The sequence below is a fragment of the Pectobacterium aroidearum genome, from assembly GCF_041228105.1.
Classification (GTDB): Bacteria; Pseudomonadota; Gammaproteobacteria; order Enterobacterales; family Enterobacteriaceae; genus Pectobacterium; species Pectobacterium aroidearum.
Window position 1 is genome coordinate 4,457,802 of record NZ_CP166097.1, and the last position, 17,129, is coordinate 4,474,930.

Sequence of the window (17,129 nt, forward strand, 5' to 3'; positions counted from 1 at the left end):
TATCAGTAGAAAGGAGAAAGCCCGTGAGTGACGAAAAAGAGAAATACATTGAGAAAATCCAAAAACTACTCCATTTAGCAAAACGCAGTACAAATGAGCATGAGGCTGCAAATGCCATCAACCAGGCTCAAAATTTAATGCGTAAATTTGGCCTTAGTGAACTGGATATAGATCTGAAGTCTATTAAAGAGTTTCAGAGCGAAAATTGTCCGTCTGATGCTAACAAACTCCCTGAATATGTGGTCAGCCTAGCCAACATGCTGTGCTATGCATTCGGTGTGCGCTGTTATTACACTTGGGCAAGGAACCACCGACGCTCTGTTGCGTTCTATGGTCCGAATGAGCGACCGCAGATTGCTGCGTACGGGTTCGATGTATTGAGTATCCAGTTAGTTAAAGCCAGAGGGGAATACGTTACTTCACAAAATAAACGAATCAAACGCAGCACAAAGACCAATCGTGCTGATCAATTTTGTGCTGGTTGGGTGAGTAGTACCTGGAATGCGATTAGCCAATTTTCTGCTGAGCCAGAAGAGCTGCAGTTAATGTTGCTGTATTACAAACAGATCTCCGAAGGGTTTAGTAAACTTGAAAGCCGGGAAGCGAAAAGTTGTCGTGGTGATGACGATGCATATTCGGCTGGCTATAATTCTGGCAAACACGCCAGGCTGCACCAAGCAATTAACGGAACCTCAATGGGGAAAATAGGGAGATAACTCAGCGCAGTGATAGACCAACAGCAATGGGGAACAGGGCATGAATGACAGCTTGTCCTGTGAGTTTAAGGGGGCTTCAAATGTTACTGGCGCGACTTTCTGGGATACTTACAGGAAGACTTAAACGAGCTGAAAGACAGCCTTGCCTATATCGGCACCCAGATTGTGGATCTCACTGGCGTGGTCAGCAATAGCCAGTGGCGTAAATACACCGGCGGCGAAAGTCCGCGCACGATGTCGCTACACATCCTCTTCTACATGGCGGCGCAACTGGCAACGAGGAACTGAACAAGGTTGTGGCCAAACTGATTGAAATCGGGGCATCGCTCAAATAACTGAAAATTTCCTCTGAAGGCGATCACTCTTTCTCTATCTCTCTGGCACTCGCAGGGGCATACTTAATATCTAACGCTGCCCATAACTACAGGAATAATAATGAGTATTCAGCGACGTGAAGTGTATCTGGTCTTGAAACAGCTATCTGATGGCCGGTTGTTCTATGTGGAAGGAATGAGAAGTGCCCGGAATTATTTTTTTGATGGCCATGTTCGGGTACTCACAGCCCAGAGTGATTCTGCGAGCTTTATTGAATTTGAACCTGGCGAACGCCCTATGCAACTCTTCCATATACCAGATGAGAAAGGAGGTACTCAATGGCAGGCTGCTTTCCATGATTTCGGTTGCTCGCCTGAGTTCGGTAAACCTAAACTGGAATACGTTATATTTGTGGGTGCCTATTCCAACAGCCGCGAACGTACCATTAAGCTGATGAGTATGGGCATGGCTCATGCGTGGGAAATTATTGATGGCAAGCGCGAGTTGCGCGAAGGCGAGTTTGAAGAAGAATGGTAACTGACACATCGACACGATCTACGATAACCCCAGAGACTTCCAGGGCCAGTTCGTGTCCCGCCGATTCGACATAACCAGTGGCCAGGAGCCACAGCCTGCTAGCGACGCGCTGCTTGGTGAGACTTTCGAGCAAATCCGGGAGCACTGCGACCGCCAGGGTTACAACTGGCTGGATCGCAACGCCAGTTACGATCCAATGATCGTTGGTGCATTCCTGCGCTGATTTAAATTTTGTTATATCAGGTAGTTCTTTTTCGTCCACCCAGATTCAAAGAGGGAACCGTGAGAAAGCCATACCAGTCATACGACCTGGAAATTCCTAACGACTTTAAAATGGCAGCAGTCATGGAACGTGACAGGTTAAATTTTGAATCTCCCAATATATGGTTTTACGTGGGCGCTGACTGCAGAAACCTCAATTTTGCAAAAGTAGGGATTACGATGAATGATCTAAAATCCCGCTCATACAGCTCCGCTAATCCCAATTATTACCTATTTTGTGCCTTTCAGTGCCAGCAAAGCACAACGAAAGAACAACTCAAACGTATTGAACACAGTGCTCTAAACTATCTTGACGACGTGTTCCGCTACGATAGCGGCCTGACAAAACGAGCGTGTCACTTTGAGTCACAATACCTGTCAGAATGTTATTACGATGTCGATTTTGAGGATTTTTTTGTCCGCCTGCACGACTATCTGCTGGATAATCATAAGAGGTATTTTCAGACGACTTCTTTAGATGAGGAAGGCTTTGAGGACAGCTATGCGTTAGCATGGCAATTCAACCCTCGCTTGTCACTCAATGCCAAAATGAGTTGGATCAGAAAGATCCTGCGGTGGTAAATAGCAGCACTGAATGAAGTAACAGGTGATTTTATGCATGACACAGTCTGTGTGCACTAAAACTCCAGGTCAGTTCAAGGGCTATGTTTGTCACTGGCAAAATAGTAATAAATAAGGCGTCCAAGGGCTAATGCCAGTCACTTAAGGTGGCTGGCATTGTTTTTTAACGGATATTTTGACCGTTTTTCTCTGACCTCCCGAGGATATTCCCGTTCTCGTCTCGGGGGCAATATCAGCATTGCAGCATTGCTGTAAAACTGTTTCAGTTGGCCCGGGATTGCTCCCGGTGATGCCCATGGTAGGCTGATCAAGAGTCTTAATATTTCTGATATAGCTCCGCTGAAGCTCAACTGATAGGGCAGGTATTCACCCTTAAGACTGAACGCCATTTTTACCATTTGATAGCGAACCAGATTATATGTCAGCAGTATTCCCCATAGCTCCTGTTTCACCATTTCCGGCAGTTTGCTTCGTAGCGTCCACCTATTACCCATTAAAAACTGTTTAGTTTCACGGTAACCCAGTTCGATTTCCCATCGGTGTTTATACAGTTCTGCCACGCTTGCTGCCGGGTAACGCATCGCATCAGTCATGGAAGTCACTACCTGCCGCTCTACGCCGTTTACTTTACGTCTGATTAACCGCACTATTAATTCATCTGGCAGTCCGGCCCATTGTTTGCGGGCTTGTACCGTCGTTTTCAGCATGATCAACTCGTCCTGCTTACCTAATCTGCGGATTACCTCATATTGGGTTCCCTTCCTAAGTGGAAGCAGCCAGTGCCGGTTTTCTCCCGCGTTGTGCCAGTTATTCAGCAGCCCTATTGACCAAAACCCTCTGTCGAACAGCGTGACACTGTTATCTGGGGCTTGCGCTGCCAATCTGGCAGCCAGGCGCATCTCGTTGACATCGTAGCTATCTATGACGCTGGCACGCAGCAGGTGACTACTTAGTTCCATCAGGCAGACCATGCGCACTTGCGGATATCCGCGTTCACCATGCTGATTACTCGCTTTACCGAAAGTATTCGCGTTATCTGGCGTATCCGGCGTGCGCCAAACGACACCATCAACCGCATTCAGGGTCAGTCCGTGCCAAAGCGGATGTCTGGCCTCTTTATTCCAATGTTGCTGTGTGAGCTCGAAGAGCACCCGAACGGCATCCTCACCCAGCGTTTTTCGGCGTGCAACAACAGAACTGGGTGCTGTAAAGGGGCTTCCAGTGCGGTCAGCGATATCCATCAGATTAACGATGTGGGAAAGCGGCTTATTGTTGAAAATCGCCATGCCAATAACCAACCAGACCATGGACTCAAGAGGAAGCTTGCGCTTGCGCAGTGTTACGGTATCAGTGAGAGAAAAAGCTTGCTGGATGAGGTCAGGGGAAAGCAGGTCGGCAAGAGTTTGAACGTCATCTGGGGCGGTAAGATTAATAATGCCGAGAGCCTGAGAAAGTTCCATTTTAAAAGGGTCCATGTAGAGACATGAACCCTTTTTACACTAGCCACTGGATCGTTCAACCGATCCTTAAACGATCGGCATTAGTCCAAGGGCGCCTTAAAAAATACGAGTTTCACTGCAACTGTTGGTGGCTAACCGCAAAGATCCGTGGGGGAAAACAGTCACCCGTTGTTGAGCCCTTAAGGGTTGCTCACAGGACTGACGATAACTCCCTGGCTTCGGGATAAATAATGTCCGCTCATGGCAAGAGCTGACTGTAAGATTGCCAGCTCAGGTCTGAGCTAATACAAATTAGTGCTTTTATTCGAACGCAAGCGGTCTGTGTGGTATTTTTCCTAATACAAATCAGTATCCATGTAGAAGTATCCGCCAGGCATTCCCTCAGTAGTTTTGACAAGCAACGCGCGTTCTTTCTTCCCCTTCGCCAGAGTGAAATAACGCGCCGGTGGCCAGCGATTTTTTATGAAGGCTTCCGCGATGATAATGCGTAAACGCAGTGCCATATCCCAGTCACGAGACCACCCGATACCCGGCAGAAACGGGTAAAGTAAGGCCGCAGCACGCGATGACAGGGTCGAATCCATCAGCTTTCGGTGAAGATGACTGAAAAAAAGCTCAACACTCTGAAGCCCTTCCTCTCCACCAGAATGACACGCCAGAATCAGCAGAAAACAACCCAGCGTCTCCATCTCCTCACCCTGGATATCATTTTCAGCATGCACAAGCCCATGTAACCAAGGTTTTATGCCCGCGCTGAAAACCGCAGGAGAAAACCAGCCTAATTGTTCTGCAATATCATACAATAAGCGTGTACGGGGCACATGCCCCAGCACTGCATCCTGGAGTAACAAACTGGGATGCTGTATTAGCGACATCATCCACAGAGGAGACATGTCCCCCTTATTATCGGAAAGTCGAGTGACCACGGCCGTCGCCGCTCTGACTGAAAAATGCTCGTAAACGGCGTCAGTTAAATCTGGATTATCTCTGCACAAAAGTGCAGAGATAAATTCGTCTAACCCAGTGGTATCTTCTGGGATGAAGCCTATTAATGTCGCGAGCCGCTCATCGTCCAGCAATCTCTCAGACGACAGCAGAAACGCGGGGCTGCTTTTCACCATTACTTCCTGTAAGGCTGGTAATGAATGGCTCAGAAGCCAGAAGGCCTCCGTTTTGGCAACTTCAAGCAACGTTGACTGGATTAGTACACCAACACTATCCTGCGCACTGACTGTGACAGAAAGCAGTCCGATAATCGTCTCCGCCTGTGCAGGCCATAAAGCAGCAAGTTTTTCCACTCCGGCTGAAGTCGGCCGAGGGAATACCTGCTCGCCTTGGGCAGCATATTCCAGCATTCTTTGCATAAGCCCCGCCTGCGCACCCGGTATCAGCAGGCCATCTATCAAATCTTGCTTTAGCCTCAGTGCATCATTCGCATCAGGAAATGCCCAACTTATGAGTCTGAATACGCGGGCGGAATAATCTTCTGATTCGTTATTGTTCAGCACGTAAATTTCCGTGAGCGGGCGGAACGAGCCACGCTGCTTCCGCACATCGCCCCCATAACGCCATAGAAAGGCACGCAGCCCCTGATGTCCTATGCATTGCGCATCTTTAGCCGCAACGGTTAACCATTCCGGATAGCAAGTGTCCGCTATAGCAGAATACCTGTCAGGGGAGGCCAAGAGCGAGAGGGCATCAAAGCGTACCGCAGTGCCTGTCTTCACACCACGGGAGGCTGCCGTCTGAAAGCGAAAGTTGCGTCGCAAGCGTGGCCACTGCTGAGACCAAACCGCAAACAACGGCGCATCCAGTTCTCCTGGTTGCTGAATTTCAACCGACGACGTCAGAGTGCCATACAACGCGGAAAGCAGTGTGCTGATCACACTGCCATCATTACGGTCGGCTATAGGAGCAGCCATAGACACGTTTATCTCTACTTTCGTCTGGTATCTCGCACGATTTGTATGCTTGTCTGGCCGCATAACTATGGATTGCAATATCGTTAAATCATCAATGGCTTCCAGAAGTCTAGGCTCAATCAGCAAAGCATGCGTCCAGACACACCCTGGGCGTGACATCTCAGGGGCGGGCCATGTTCGCATTAATACGTAGCGTCCCAGTGAGGCAACCGGAACTCCCGTCCAGTAGCCCTCGGAATCGCCAAAAAGTGTACCTGGAGCAAGATCGCTCAGTTCAGTCAGGAGTGATAACGCCTCTCCCAACGGAAGTGAGGACGCCAGAAGTCGATGCCCATCCTCATAGCCAAAGAGACACTGATCCACGTTCATTCTTTCACCGACATTAACCAGACAAGAGGTTCTGTTAGATCATGCCCCTCCCCCCCTTGACCCACAATCTGGATGCGGTGGCTGGGAGCATGTCGCGCAACTTCGCTAATCGCCTGCTCGTCTTCAAGACTTACCCCCTGTGCGGAGACCCCGTAGATCTGAAACTCGAAATAAGTCTGATTCGCCCTCAGGAATTGCGCCACCAGTGGCATATGCGAGGCAAGCCAGTCACATGGCGTCAGTTCCATGTCCCGGACCAAGTCCCAGGCAGAAATCATCACCGCAATCCGACGTTTCAGGGGTTCAAAGGGAGGCCGGATCAGATCACTCAGCAACTGAACAACTTTAACCTGCGCAGGTAAATCTCGCGGTACCCATTCGCGCAACTCAGAAGTGGGTTCGTCGGGTTTAATGTCGCTGGCAGAGTTAACATCAGACACTTGAACTGGAATACGTGCATTAAATTCATTAATGGATAATGAATCTTCTTTAACATCAGCATTAATGAAAAATAAAATGCCCCGATTTTGCGACAGCGCCTCAATAAATTCAGGCTGACACACCCGCTCTTCAACCTGGCGAGCAAACGTCTCACCCGCTAAATCTGGGAAGAATGCCTGACCACTCACTTGGGTTTCTGAATCAGTTAACTGAATAATAACGTCTTTGTCACCAATCTGAGATGTTCGTGGTACAGGAGTAAAGCTACGCCACGCCTCCGCGATCATATTCAGATAGGTAAAATCCCCGCTGCTGCCATGGAACTTAAGTCGACATTCGGCCTCGTTCGCCTCGACCAGATGCCACAGAGCAGCCAGAAACGTTGTTTTTCCTGAAGCGGGAAGTCCCATAATAGTAAAATTCGTGTTCACAGCCCCCCCCTGCTAAGCAGCAGCCGATCAAATTCATCCGTTAATACCGGCAGCGGAATGTCGTTAAAAGATAGCGGAGACGACGGTCGTAGCCAACTACGCAGTAAAAGGTCAAGTCCCTTAGCAGGTGCCACTCCTGGTCGAGGATCGCGTGCGGCGGTGTGAAAAGTAACGACCTCATGTTTACCGGCGATAAGATCAGTTATGGCACGTTCAAATGCGACCAGCGATTCCCGCGCTTCTGCAAATTGCTCTCCCTCCAGTAAATCATATTTTGTGGTCACCAACTGTACCTGCGCCTGCGCAGAAACGTTACCTGAAAAAAGCATCGCGCGAACTAGATGACGGACGGAAGCAAACGCCTCCGCTCGCTTACGCTCGCTGGCAACCCTTTCCCCGTCAACAATAAAGACAACCGACGACGCTTTGCGTAACTCATCCATCTCTGCGGCGCGTTCCGGGCGATCGCGTATATCTCTGTAAATCTCCCCCGCCCGCTCTGAAATAAGCAAATCGCGCCGCTTCATATCCGATTCATTCGCCAGCGCAAGGTGGAAAAAACTGAGTCCATCTTGCGCAGAGGTCCTAGGTGTTTCAGGACGTAAACCACCCGAATCAGCCCGAGACTGAAAACATTTTTTTTCAAATCCCATCAGGCTTAGACTGTGGCAGAACACAGCGTCAGCAAAGGTACCTCGCAGAAAACAGCTGTACATTTCAGTCACCAGAGTTGTTTTACCCCCGTTTCGCTCACCCACTATTGCGACAACCGCAGCATCGCGCCAGCACAAAAAATCATCCGCATCCTTAACCGTCAAGACGGAAGATTGCGGTAATTCGACCCATCGGGGTGATACATCAGGCAGACCTTCCCTGTCAGAAACGTCAAAGACATCGATATCCTCATCAGCACCTACAAGGGCATCCACATCATTCTTTTCATCAATCACATCAGTTGCCCTAATAAATGTTCACGATAAAGCTGCTCTGCCATCACACTCGGATCCAATGACATTGATGCATTCAAGCCCGTTTTCTGTGCAAATCGGGCATGCCACGCACCGGCACCCATCGTCTTGGCACAATCAATCGCTGCTGTGACAGGCGCAATGTAAGGAGGCAATGACTGAAAAACATTAAACTGCTCAAGATCTTCAGGCACAAAGCTGTCAATAAGTGTATTTAGTGAGACTTCACCTTTCGTACGAGTTTTTTTTGCGAGCGCAATTATTTTGTCCAACATAGCAGGTATAGCAACCGGTCCCAAATGCGTATAGGTCGTGAGCTTACCTAAATCTAGCGCCCCGATAAGTGCGGCCTGTGCCGGTGTAAAAGCTGCAAAACTTCGGGAAAAGGTTGTACTGAACCCTCCAGTGAGCCACCAGAGCATCTGGCTCTCTTCTCGCATTAGGGAAAGTTGATGATCGAATTCACCTAGTGCAGTCGAAATCTGCTTTGACATAGTAAGAGTTGAAGAATGAAACTCATTTCTCACTTTAATAAGCAGAGAAGCCAGTGTCACGGTGTCAGGAGCTTCTGATGCGGATTTCAGTTCATCAATAAGTTCCTGACTGACTGTTAGTGAAACCTTGGATGGAACGTGTTTGTAAGCGCGATTTTCCACTGAACATGTTAAAAAGGCTTCTTCCGCTTGGTATACAAGCCAAGAGGACTGAGGTGGCGTCCTCAGTCCTCTGACACTTCCAGTGCTGACCGCCAGAATGGCATTTGTATTATGTCCTTTGATTAATTCACTTAGCACCAGAGCCGATAGCACCCGAGCTTCACGTTCATTATTGACCATACTGAAACTGGCATCTGCTTCCACAAAGGCATTCCTGAACCAAGTCAGATCAATTCCAGAGCAGTCATAGTAAAACAGGGCAAGGTCCACAATTTGTTGACCTTTAATAGTCTTGACAATCTGCCTGACCGGCTCCTCTCGCAAAAGAATTTTTTCCGCTGTAGGCGCTAGCCCCGCCTCTGAATAGCGATCCGCAAAGGTATAAGTTGTCATGCTTGTTTTTATCCTTGTTCTGCTGCCGTTACAGCATTGTTAAATTCCCGCACAATACCTCGTTCACTTGCGCGGATGAATACACGCCGGAAACGTTCATAGTCAGGCAGGCGCATATCGTCTTCTTCAAGAAGATTAAGGCGCCCCGTAATTTCCATTTTTTTACTGAATGAAAGACGATAAAATCGAAGCCCCAGGTCCCTGAGACTGTCCATAGCCTCTCCCCTACCAGACTCCATCGCCGCAATTTCAGGCATGGACGATGCAGACGTGCATATTGCTGGCTCCACATACTGAGGCGGATGCCAGTTTTCGAGACTTATACTGTGCTCAAAAATGAGGGAATCCTTGTCAATCTTTGGAAGAAAGCTTGAAGAAGAAACCTGCCAAATCCTGACGTGTGATTGCGTATGCAGTATGCGTGCATTAGGTTCTCCTTTTACCAATAGCTCAATGAAGTTGTAGCCCGGCTCCCAGCCGCCCTCAGACCTGTCAGGGTTGGCTGCACTAGCCGTAAGCCTGAGATACTCAATGTGTCTGTCAATTCGGTTAAGGTGAACATGGCCAAAAATTTGTACCGGCGCAACGGAATTCAGATGATCTTCCAGTTCACGTGACTGCCTTAGCCATGATAGATGATGATGGGTCACAACCAGATTGACCACACCGTACTCTCGGGTAATTTGCAAGCTCGCCGGATCCACAAATAGATCCCCCGGCCTGTCGTGGCTACTTGAAACAAATGCGCTGTTCAGCCCCCATAATCGTAGAATAGATCCATCATTCAGCTTCACATCACGTCTGACGCGCGTGCGATCCGGCGGCAGCAGATCGCAAAAAAACTGCAAAGCAAACTGGTTATAATTACCCAGGCTTTGATACAGCAATCGCTGTGCTTCTGTGTTCCTTAGCTGCTTTGCTATTTCCTGGCTAGCGTTATCACCGGCTTCCTTGATGGCCTTGTGCACTAACTGAACCATGTAGCTGTCAGCTTGTTCACGGACGACATCATGGTTACCAGGTACCACAAATACAGTTTCCATTGAGCTACCGCTTCGTTGACATAATTCTGTCAGCCAACGCGTAGCAAACTCAAACTCTTCTGGATCACCCGCAAAAGCAACATCACCTGAAACAATAATCACATCAGGCGGGCCTAATCGCTTACATTGTTGTTCGACATCACGAATCAACTCGTTACGAAGATGGAAGTTCGGGTCTTGAGCAGTACCAATTTCTGATTTACGGAAATGTATATCTGACAAATGAAGTATGAGCACAATTCCACCCTGTTGTTGTATTTATGTCAAATGAGGATAAACCTTATTAAAATTTGTCTAGAAAATTTTGTCAGTGTAAGGTTTATCGCAGAATCATACGCCTAAGCCTCGACAGTAAAGACTATCTATTCCAATCCTAGGTTGATTCTTGTCAAAAAATATCAACCAGACAATACAACCGTAAGTCAGATTTGAGTGTGTTCTGTCCGAAAAAAACTGTCAATTCAAGTCTGAACTAATGCATTTTAAAAAACCATTAGGCTTTCATAAATTAGCATTCTTACTAAAATCACTTATTTCTTACCATTATTCTCTGACATCTTCTGATATAAAGGATCTGTACCATGAGGCAGACTTTTACTCACATTTCTATAATGCATCACGCGTTGTCGGAAATATTCGCGTAAATGCTCGGGCTGCTCCCTCTCAACATGCTCAGCGATCACAGGCAGGTTTAGGCGTTCTTTGTATGCAACGCTTGATGCTGCCAAATCGACATTCACTTTTTCCCGTTCCTCTCGTGGCAAATCGCCTAAATTGTGCGTCACAGTTTCTCCTGCTTGGTTCTGTTTCGTTTATCTTAATATACTTCATTTTCCCTGGTGATTCGTGTCCATAGCAAAAAGCACCCCCGAAGGAGTGCTTTCTGCTCTTAAGCAGCCAACTGGTGAACTGCACCGATTGGTTGGCTAATGTTGTTTAACAGCGATACCACATGATCTGATTCCTCCCTAATCCACTCAATTGCATCGACCATAACCTCATAATAATCCGATGCATTCGGGTGTTCAGGATCATTGACCTCCGTATCCCCCGTAAAGCTTTTCATCACCGCACCATTACGGTAATAGATGTCAGCACGGAATGTGACTGGTACATAAATTCCCGCGGCTATCGCATCGACGTGCTGGGTCAGAAAATCATCCTCAAACTCCATGATATCTATCTCGTCAATGGACTGTTGAGACATATACAAACGTATTTCACCAGCGCTGCCACGCCAATGCCGTATCTGTTTTTCCTCAAATGTGCAGTTGCTGACAAACTGCGTCAGCGTTTCTGCACACTGATGAGAAACATCACGCAACGATCGCTCCAGGTGATCCATAAATCGAAACCAGTAGCGTTCACTCTGCCGAAACTGAGCCAACGTGATGTATTCCTCGGATGCATTGTCACGTTGCCCAGAAGCTTCACGAAACATCGCTTCATCCAGTTCGTAGAGAGGCATGATGTCAGCGCGCAGCAACTGGTCGGTTCGACCACTGATTTGCGGGTGAACACGGGGAAGATACAAATACCCATGCTCTACCCCGTTACCATTAGCCAGCCAGTTCGTGGCGTTTATCCACAACGTCAGAACTTTCCTGCTACGTTCACGCTTAGCGTCGTCTGTATCAAGGCGTTCCAGCATGGTTTCCATCACGGCCGTCAGTTGCTCGTTTTCAAACAACGTTTGCGTATTAACGTAAGTAATACCGGCGTCATCATCCAACTGCCAGCATATTTCGTCATAATCTGGTGCGTAACCTAATGTCCGCTGATACGCCTGCTGAATGTATTCATGAATAATGCACATTATCTACTCCTGTCAAAATAGTGATGGCAGGAGGCCCGGCAGGGCGTTCCCCCTGCCGGGTAAAGTTAAGTAATAAGTCAGGCAACCAGACGTAACGCTGGCGCCGGTGAGTCGTCATCACGTTGCAGACGTCGACGTTCGTCACGCAACCAGGCTATCGCCTGCTGCACAACATCACCGTAGTCTGCTACTGTCAGCCGGTCCACATTCACAACTTCTTTCTGAACGGAAAAACGACCAATGATGGCACCATTGTGATAGTGAATCCGGCTCTCCAACGCAACGAGGTGTATCTCGCGGCGGCAAACCCGTTTGACGAACTCAACAGGATCTGTCGCACTCACGCTCTCTGCATTAACCGTCCCCAGATTCACCGTGATAAACCCGAAGTCCGTATCAAAACGTCGGACAACCCGTTCATCAATATCACAACGCCGTTGCAATGCAGCCAACTGCGCCACGCAATGCTCTCCCGTCTGCGCCAACGTGCGACTCAGCCAGGATTCAAATCGTGACCAGTGCTGCATCGTTTGTGCCAGTTGCGCGCGGGGAATAACGTCATCAGCATGTCGATCGCCCTGGGACGTCAGCCGGATAAAGTCGTCGTCAGACAAATCCAGCAAGGCAGACGGCTCACCAGGTAACAGGCAATCAACCCGACCACTGCTCTCCGGAGACGTCCGCGGCAACAATCGTGTATTGCCACTGGCTGTGGCCAGCGCATCCAGTCCCAAAATCCACAGGGTCAGAATGCGTTCACTCAGTTGACAACGAGCCCGCAGCTGACGATTTCCGGGGATCTGATCGAGCATAAACTGCATGATCGGTAACAGTCGATTGCTGTGAAACACGATATCCGTATTCATGTAGTCCTGCAGATCGTTACTGATATCAATCTGCCACTCATCCGGATGGAGAAAGAGGTTCATCTCCTTCAGGTATATCTGTTGAATAAACTGCTCTGTCATGATGCTCCTTACAAATAGAGTAAGGGCGTTTCCCCTTCCGGGAGAAACGCCCGGTTAGGGTTAAATTGTTATGTCAGGCGACGTTCTGTTGCGTTTGTCGTTCCTGTTCAAGAGCCCACTTACGCTCCCAGCCGAACATCAGCCAGAAGGGCGTGCGCCAGGTTTGACGGAACTCCATACTCAGACTGTTCCCGACAATCACCATCGCAGGTATGCCACATAAAGCCAGTTGCACATACGCCATCATGGCTGCAACGGGATCGATATCGACACAAACGGCCATCATCTGTTTCTGTGGATTGAAGCCCGCGTCAAGCATGGCTTGCGCCATCGCGACAATCAGCCCACCGGCTCCGCATACAGGGTCTGAGACAGTAATGAAATCCCGTTCCCCGCTTGTAAGTGCAGGCAAACCATCAGCCAGTTGCATTTTCGCCATCATGTAGCCAACAGAGTAAGGGGTGAAATACTGCCCCCGGCGTCGATCGCCAAGCTCGAGCTCCATGAATACAGATCCAAGAAAATCCGAAGGACTGAATTCCATGCCTTCGACCAGCGTGTTGAAAAGTGCAGGGAAACGACGCTGATCAACTGCCTTGTAACGTTTTATTCGCCGCATGTAGTCATCTTCGATTTCCTGCACAAAATGGCACCTGTTATGTAACGCCGCTGCCGACATGTGAATAAAATCGCTGAAGACCGTCCAACGGTTCTCATACGGTGCAATTTCCTGAAACTGCCGAATAAACGTTGCCCGATGTGGATTGGAACGTCCCTGGTTTCTTACCCAAGGGAGCGCGGCAAGATTCCCCGGATCGTCCGGGTCATCCCCTTCTTCCTCATCGTTAGCTGCAACCTCATCAATCGATTCGGCAGACGGTGGCGGTAGCAACAGAGTTTCAAGTTCAGGAATATCCTGAGGCTCGTTGCTATCATCGATGTCGCTGGCGACACGATGAACAGCCAGGCTTCCGGGATTCAGTGAGAAACGCGCCAGTGCCTCAGCAACGCTATTCAGCTCAGGCGTAAACAATGCCGTCGGCATATCACACCGTGGCCAGTCGTAGATCCGGGCCAGCGCATTTACCGCATTACCTGGAGAAATGTTGTAACGCAAGTGCTGACGAACTGCACTGTCACACACTAGCGTCGTGTCATCCAACTGCTGACCATAGTGCGTGGCCAGTAAATGATTAGCCTCTTGCTGCCAATGTTGAACATCGTCGTATGGCAATGTGACCAACCGCTGTGTTTCAATCCAGTCGACAGCCTTCCCCGCTTCAGAAGCAGATTTAAACAGTATCCATGGGTCCGAACCCAGTTCACCATGCCACATCGGCTCACCGGCAAGATGTAACCCTGCTCTCGCAGCCAGGAACGCACGCCCCAAGTCTGCAATCAGCGATTCTTTCAAATCGTCGAGCGGAATGCTGCTTAGACAATCGAAACGAGCGAGTCTGTCCGGATGCCCTGTCGCTCTAACGAGCAATGCGACAAGACTATCTGGATCGGGAGCGGGTAACTCGATACGATCGCTTTCCGGCAGATACGCAGCTGGATATTGTGCCCTGAACAGTATCGGAACTTGCAACGCTGCTTGCCAGCCGCTCACACGTTCAAGACCAGGTACGGGAGATGGCGGCCATGGCCACCCTGCTCGCAGCTCCGTTGGTAATCCGTCACACTGTTCTATATTGATAACCCGAAACAGTGAGAGTGACGGTTTGTACCTGACGACGGTGGTTGGACGCTGCCCGGGTATTATCCTGCCCCCCAGAGAACGCAAGTCGTCGCCAGTCAGCCAACGGTTTGAGATCAGACCGTTTTGTAACGCTGATTGCCAGAGTAATAAAGCGTTAATGCCGGTAAACAGTTGCCCACTCAGTGCGTGAATTGGCATACCGTGGCGAATAATACTTTGTCGCCACGGAGCCGTTCCAGCCTTAACACTCTGCATCAAACGCTCTGTTAACAGCCGGCAAATATCACCAGCATCCTGTAATGTGAAAGTTTTCATCATGGTCTCCATCAAAAATCGGGACCATCCCCTAAGGGATGGCTCCCTCAGGAAAATCAAAAATCAGAGTACAGTGGTGAACAGTTGCAGAATTGCGTGACCCGCAATAACAGCCTGCTGGCACAACTGCACAAACTGCTCATGATGCAGATAGGCCCAGACAACAGCAGATGTGATTATCCCTGTCGCCGACATGGCCATCAGAAACTGGTTACGCCGCCGGCGGAACAGTGCTTCTTTCTCTGAGACTTGTGTGTGCAAAAACAGTCCCAGCGTTTGCAGTTCCGCAAAACGACTGAACTCTTCACGCCGTAGTGCTTCACAAGCTGCATCATAACGTTCCAGTTCTTCCGGATGACGCTGTTCAAGAAAACGCCGGTACCCACCGTCTCTCAACGTGTGATAGTGCCGATCAAACTCAGCCTGTAACCAGTCATAGAAACGGTTACGGGTACGTTCGATGGCACCAGGCTCGCGAGTCAGAGACTTCATTGCGCCTTGCGTGGCCAGGGCCGATTCCGATTCTTGGTGTTCATTAGTGGTCAGTAAACTCATGGTATGGACTCCGAAAAAAAAAGACGGGTCCCCCCCTGCGGGTGTCCCCGTCAGGGTTAGTAAGATGCTGTATTAGTCGGTCACGGTCAGGCTGATATGAACAACATCATTCTCATAGCGCAGATAAAACTGCTGCCATAAGGGTGTCGTCCTATCGCCATCACAGGGTAAACAAAAAATACCTGTCGTTACTTCTGAATGCGTACTTGAAGCCAGCGCTTTTAATGCATGACGAATCAGACGATGTAGCCGTTCAGTCTCGCATGCCGGCTCGGTCGTAAACGCGACGAGTCTTTCCCAGGCGCTGTCATCAATGGCAACGGCCGGAGAGGAATGAGGCCTGTCCATCATGCTGCTTCATCATTCTGAGCAGCTGACGAAATCGTCACGACAGCGGGCATCCTTTCAGGTTTAGGTCGTTGGCGCACATTACGTAATAACTTCTGGTGCATGGCCAATGCGGTATCAACCGCCTCGTCTTCGCTATCCATATAACGTTCACCGTAAAACGGTTCAGCTGCCTCCTCGCCGAAATACAGCAGTTCGACGCCAGGCTTATAGCTGTGCCGGTGTTGCAGTACGATTGCTCGGCCACAGCACTGGTGATCGTCAGCAAGCAGCCACTTCCCTGTATAAATTATTCGATGAGTTGACGATTCCATCGGCTCTGAACGCTGTCGCCAGGTCTGATAAAGCCAGACAAGCGCTCGCGCAGACAATTTGCTCGTCCAGCGCACGATGAACCACAGCCCTGTAAACAGAACAATCAGTATGTGTAAAGGCATTGGCATAACCCCTCCTTTCAATGCGTTAATCCGCGAAGTGCGAGGACAACAGCTAAAAGCACCAGAGAACCGGCGACTTTCAGCAACGTGAGATAACCAAGCAGCTTCAGCAGTGCATTGCGATCGCGTCGAAAACATTCACGACGTATGAGCTGACACAATGCGTCTTCCTGCTCTGGTGTAAACGAAGCATCCTGAGTGGGAGCTTCTTGAGTGATATGAGACATGAACTCTCCTTTTTGGTGATAAAAAAAGGGAGAGTCATCCCGTAGCGGGAGAAGGCTCTCCCCGTGGGGTAACGTCTGATTAGACGAAAGTATTTAATTTATGTGGTTATAACCAGCCGCGTTCAACAAACGACACCATTTCACCGTGGCCAACCACTATGTGATCTAGTAGGCGTGTTTCAATCAGATCTAGTGCGTTAACCAGATCCTCGGTGATTTGTCGATCGGCATTACTGGGTTCAGCATTACCAGACGGATGGTTATGCGCACAAATGACCGAGGCCGCATTCAGAGAAATGGCACGACGAACAATTTCACGTGGATGGACTTCAACGTTTGCAATCGAGCCGGCAAAAATGGACTCACAGGCAATTAAACGCTCCTTACGGTCTAGGAACATAACAACAAAAACTTCTCGTTCCATGTGCTCCAATTTGAGACGCAAGTAAGCTTTAATATCTTCAGGGGATGTCATGACTTCCCGTTTCCTGACTCTCCGTTCAAGCAGTGCCAATGCCATATTGATGACACGTGCCTCACGCTCGGTATAAGCCGTAGTACTGGGGGGTGTTAATTCGCGCATAAAAGACCTTTTACGGGCGAATGCTTTCCCCTTAGTGGCGGAAAACATTGCCACTAAGGGGAAAGGTAAAATTATCGTAAGTCG

At 49.1% G+C, this 17,129-nt stretch carries 19 protein-coding genes and 1 pseudogene; 4 read left to right on the forward strand and 16 right to left on the reverse strand.

Translation table 11 applies throughout. From position 1 onward, the window contains the following. Positions 1 to 23: 23 nt before the first annotated feature. The 4 genes from AB8809_RS20060 (at position 24) to AB8809_RS20075 (ending at position 2,411) form a co-directional block, all read left to right on the forward strand. Positions 24 to 716: a DUF2786 domain-containing protein gene (locus AB8809_RS20060; protein ID WP_349855371.1), complete on the forward strand. Its 693-nt coding sequence runs from the start codon at positions 24 to 26 to the stop codon at positions 714 to 716. A 165-nt stretch (positions 717 to 881) separates the two neighbouring features. After that, entirely contained in the window at positions 882 to 1,004 is a 123-nt protein-coding gene (locus tag AB8809_RS20065) for a hypothetical protein (protein ID WP_349855373.1), read from the forward strand. Positions 1,005 to 1,151: 147 nt separating this feature from the next. Continuing rightward, positions 1,152 to 1,568, forward strand: a complete 417-nt coding sequence (locus AB8809_RS20070; RefSeq protein WP_349855375.1) for a hypothetical protein — start codon at positions 1,152 to 1,154, stop codon at positions 1,566 to 1,568. Between the two features lie 282 nt (positions 1,569 to 1,850). Beyond that, on the forward strand, positions 1,851 to 2,411 hold the full coding sequence (locus AB8809_RS20075) for a hypothetical protein (protein ID WP_349855377.1): 561 nt from the start codon (positions 1,851 to 1,853) through the stop codon (positions 2,409 to 2,411). 137 nt (positions 2,412 to 2,548) lie between these two features. Here the strand turns inward: AB8809_RS20075 and AB8809_RS20080 are convergent, their stop codons facing one another. From AB8809_RS20080 to radC, 16 genes and pseudogenes are all read right to left on the reverse strand, one after another. Then, a complete protein-coding gene (locus tag AB8809_RS20080; protein WP_349855379.1) occupies positions 2,549 to 3,871 on the reverse strand; it encodes an IS4 family transposase in 1,323 nt (440 codons plus the stop codon). Positions 3,872 to 4,206: 335 nt separating this feature from the next. Next, positions 4,207 to 5,919 carry a hypothetical protein gene (locus AB8809_RS20085; RefSeq protein WP_369987630.1) on the reverse strand — a complete coding sequence of 571 codons (1,713 nt, stop codon included), beginning with the start codon at positions 5,917 to 5,919 and terminating at the stop codon, positions 4,207 to 4,209. 3 nt (positions 5,920 to 5,922) lie between these two features. Continuing rightward, positions 5,923 to 6,162, reverse strand: a pseudogene (locus AB8809_RS20090) (hypothetical protein); the annotation flags it as partial. Beyond that, complete coding sequence (locus AB8809_RS20095) at positions 6,159 to 7,034, reverse strand: hypothetical protein (protein WP_349855383.1); 876 nt, start codon at positions 7,032 to 7,034, stop codon at positions 6,159 to 6,161. The gene AB8809_RS20095 and the pseudogene AB8809_RS20090, both read right to left, overlap by 4 nt. Then, on the reverse strand, positions 7,031 to 7,984 hold the full coding sequence (locus AB8809_RS20100) for a hypothetical protein (RefSeq protein ID WP_349855385.1): 954 nt from the start codon (positions 7,982 to 7,984) through the stop codon (positions 7,031 to 7,033). The genes AB8809_RS20095 and AB8809_RS20100 overlap by 4 nt, the downstream gene beginning before the upstream one ends. Beyond that, the gene (locus tag AB8809_RS20105; RefSeq protein ID WP_349855387.1) at positions 7,981 to 9,051 is read right to left on the reverse strand and encodes a GTPase-associated system all-helical protein GASH; all 1,071 of its coding nucleotides are present in this window, start codon (positions 9,049 to 9,051) and stop codon (positions 7,981 to 7,983) included. Before AB8809_RS20105 ends, AB8809_RS20100 begins: the two co-directional genes overlap by 4 nt. Before the next feature lie 8 nt (positions 9,052 to 9,059). After that, entirely contained in the window at positions 9,060 to 10,331 is a 1,272-nt protein-coding gene (locus AB8809_RS20110; protein WP_349855389.1) for a metallophosphoesterase, read from the reverse strand. Between the two features lie 293 nt (positions 10,332 to 10,624). After that, the gene (locus AB8809_RS20115) at positions 10,625 to 10,879 is read right to left on the reverse strand and encodes a DNA polymerase III subunit theta (protein WP_349855391.1); all 255 of its coding nucleotides are present in this window, start codon (positions 10,877 to 10,879) and stop codon (positions 10,625 to 10,627) included. 104 nt (positions 10,880 to 10,983) lie between these two features. After that, a complete protein-coding gene (locus AB8809_RS20120; RefSeq protein ID WP_349855393.1) occupies positions 10,984 to 11,910 on the reverse strand; it encodes a hypothetical protein in 927 nt (308 codons plus the stop codon). Positions 11,911 to 11,987: 77 nt separating this feature from the next. Next, a complete protein-coding gene (locus tag AB8809_RS20125) occupies positions 11,988 to 12,878 on the reverse strand; it encodes a hypothetical protein (RefSeq protein ID WP_349855395.1) in 891 nt (296 codons plus the stop codon). Positions 12,879 to 12,951: 73 nt separating this feature from the next. Beyond that, the gene (locus AB8809_RS20130) at positions 12,952 to 14,895 is read right to left on the reverse strand and encodes an ArdC-like ssDNA-binding domain-containing protein (protein WP_369986666.1); all 1,944 of its coding nucleotides are present in this window, start codon (positions 14,893 to 14,895) and stop codon (positions 12,952 to 12,954) included. Between the two features lie 63 nt (positions 14,896 to 14,958). Continuing rightward, the gene (locus tag AB8809_RS20135; RefSeq protein WP_161528305.1) at positions 14,959 to 15,450 is read right to left on the reverse strand and encodes a hypothetical protein; all 492 of its coding nucleotides are present in this window, start codon (positions 15,448 to 15,450) and stop codon (positions 14,959 to 14,961) included. Positions 15,451 to 15,522: 72 nt separating this feature from the next. Further along, the gene (locus AB8809_RS20140) at positions 15,523 to 15,801 is read right to left on the reverse strand and encodes a hypothetical protein (protein ID WP_349855400.1); all 279 of its coding nucleotides are present in this window, start codon (positions 15,799 to 15,801) and stop codon (positions 15,523 to 15,525) included. Next, entirely contained in the window at positions 15,798 to 16,241 is a 444-nt protein-coding gene (locus AB8809_RS20145; protein WP_349855402.1) for a hypothetical protein, read from the reverse strand. Before AB8809_RS20145 ends, AB8809_RS20140 begins: the two co-directional genes overlap by 4 nt. 11 nt (positions 16,242 to 16,252) lie before the next feature. After that, positions 16,253 to 16,462: a hypothetical protein gene (locus tag AB8809_RS20150; protein WP_039507466.1), complete on the reverse strand. Its 210-nt coding sequence runs from the start codon at positions 16,460 to 16,462 to the stop codon at positions 16,253 to 16,255. Positions 16,463 to 16,568: 106 nt separating this feature from the next. After that, the gene (gene radC / locus AB8809_RS20155; protein ID WP_349855404.1) at positions 16,569 to 17,045 is read right to left on the reverse strand and encodes a DNA repair protein RadC; all 477 of its coding nucleotides are present in this window, start codon (positions 17,043 to 17,045) and stop codon (positions 16,569 to 16,571) included. Between the last annotated feature and the right edge of the window lie 84 nt (positions 17,046 to 17,129).

Bases quoted from the DNA above. Each gene is read 5' to 3' on its own strand.
- AB8809_RS20070 (WP_349855375.1), top strand. From the start codon at position 1,152: ATGAGTATTCAGCGACGTGAAGTGTATCTGGTCTTGAAACAGCTATCT.
- AB8809_RS20080 (WP_349855379.1), bottom strand. From the start codon at position 3,871: ATGGAACTTTCTCAGGCTCTCGGCATTATTAATCTTACCGCCCCAGAT.
- AB8809_RS20105 (WP_349855387.1), bottom strand. From the start codon at position 9,051: ATGACAACTTATACCTTTGCGGATCGCTATTCAGAGGCGGGGCTAGCG.
- AB8809_RS20120 (WP_349855393.1), bottom strand. From the start codon at position 11,910: ATGTGCATTATTCATGAATACATTCAGCAGGCGTATCAGCGGACATTA.
- AB8809_RS20125 (WP_349855395.1), bottom strand. From the start codon at position 12,878: ATGACAGAGCAGTTTATTCAACAGATATACCTGAAGGAGATGAACCTC.
- AB8809_RS20130 (WP_369986666.1), bottom strand. From the start codon at position 14,895: ATGAAAACTTTCACATTACAGGATGCTGGTGATATTTGCCGGCTGTTA.
- AB8809_RS20135 (WP_161528305.1), bottom strand. From the start codon at position 15,450: ATGAGTTTACTGACCACTAATGAACACCAAGAATCGGAATCGGCCCTG.
- AB8809_RS20140 (WP_349855400.1), bottom strand. From the start codon at position 15,801: ATGATGGACAGGCCTCATTCCTCTCCGGCCGTTGCCATTGATGACAGC.
- AB8809_RS20145 (WP_349855402.1), bottom strand. From the start codon at position 16,241: ATGCCAATGCCTTTACACATACTGATTGTTCTGTTTACAGGGCTGTGG.
- AB8809_RS20150 (WP_039507466.1), bottom strand. From the start codon at position 16,462: ATGTCTCATATCACTCAAGAAGCTCCCACTCAGGATGCTTCGTTTACA.
- radC (WP_349855404.1), bottom strand. From the start codon at position 17,045: ATGCGCGAATTAACACCCCCCAGTACTACGGCTTATACCGAGCGTGAG.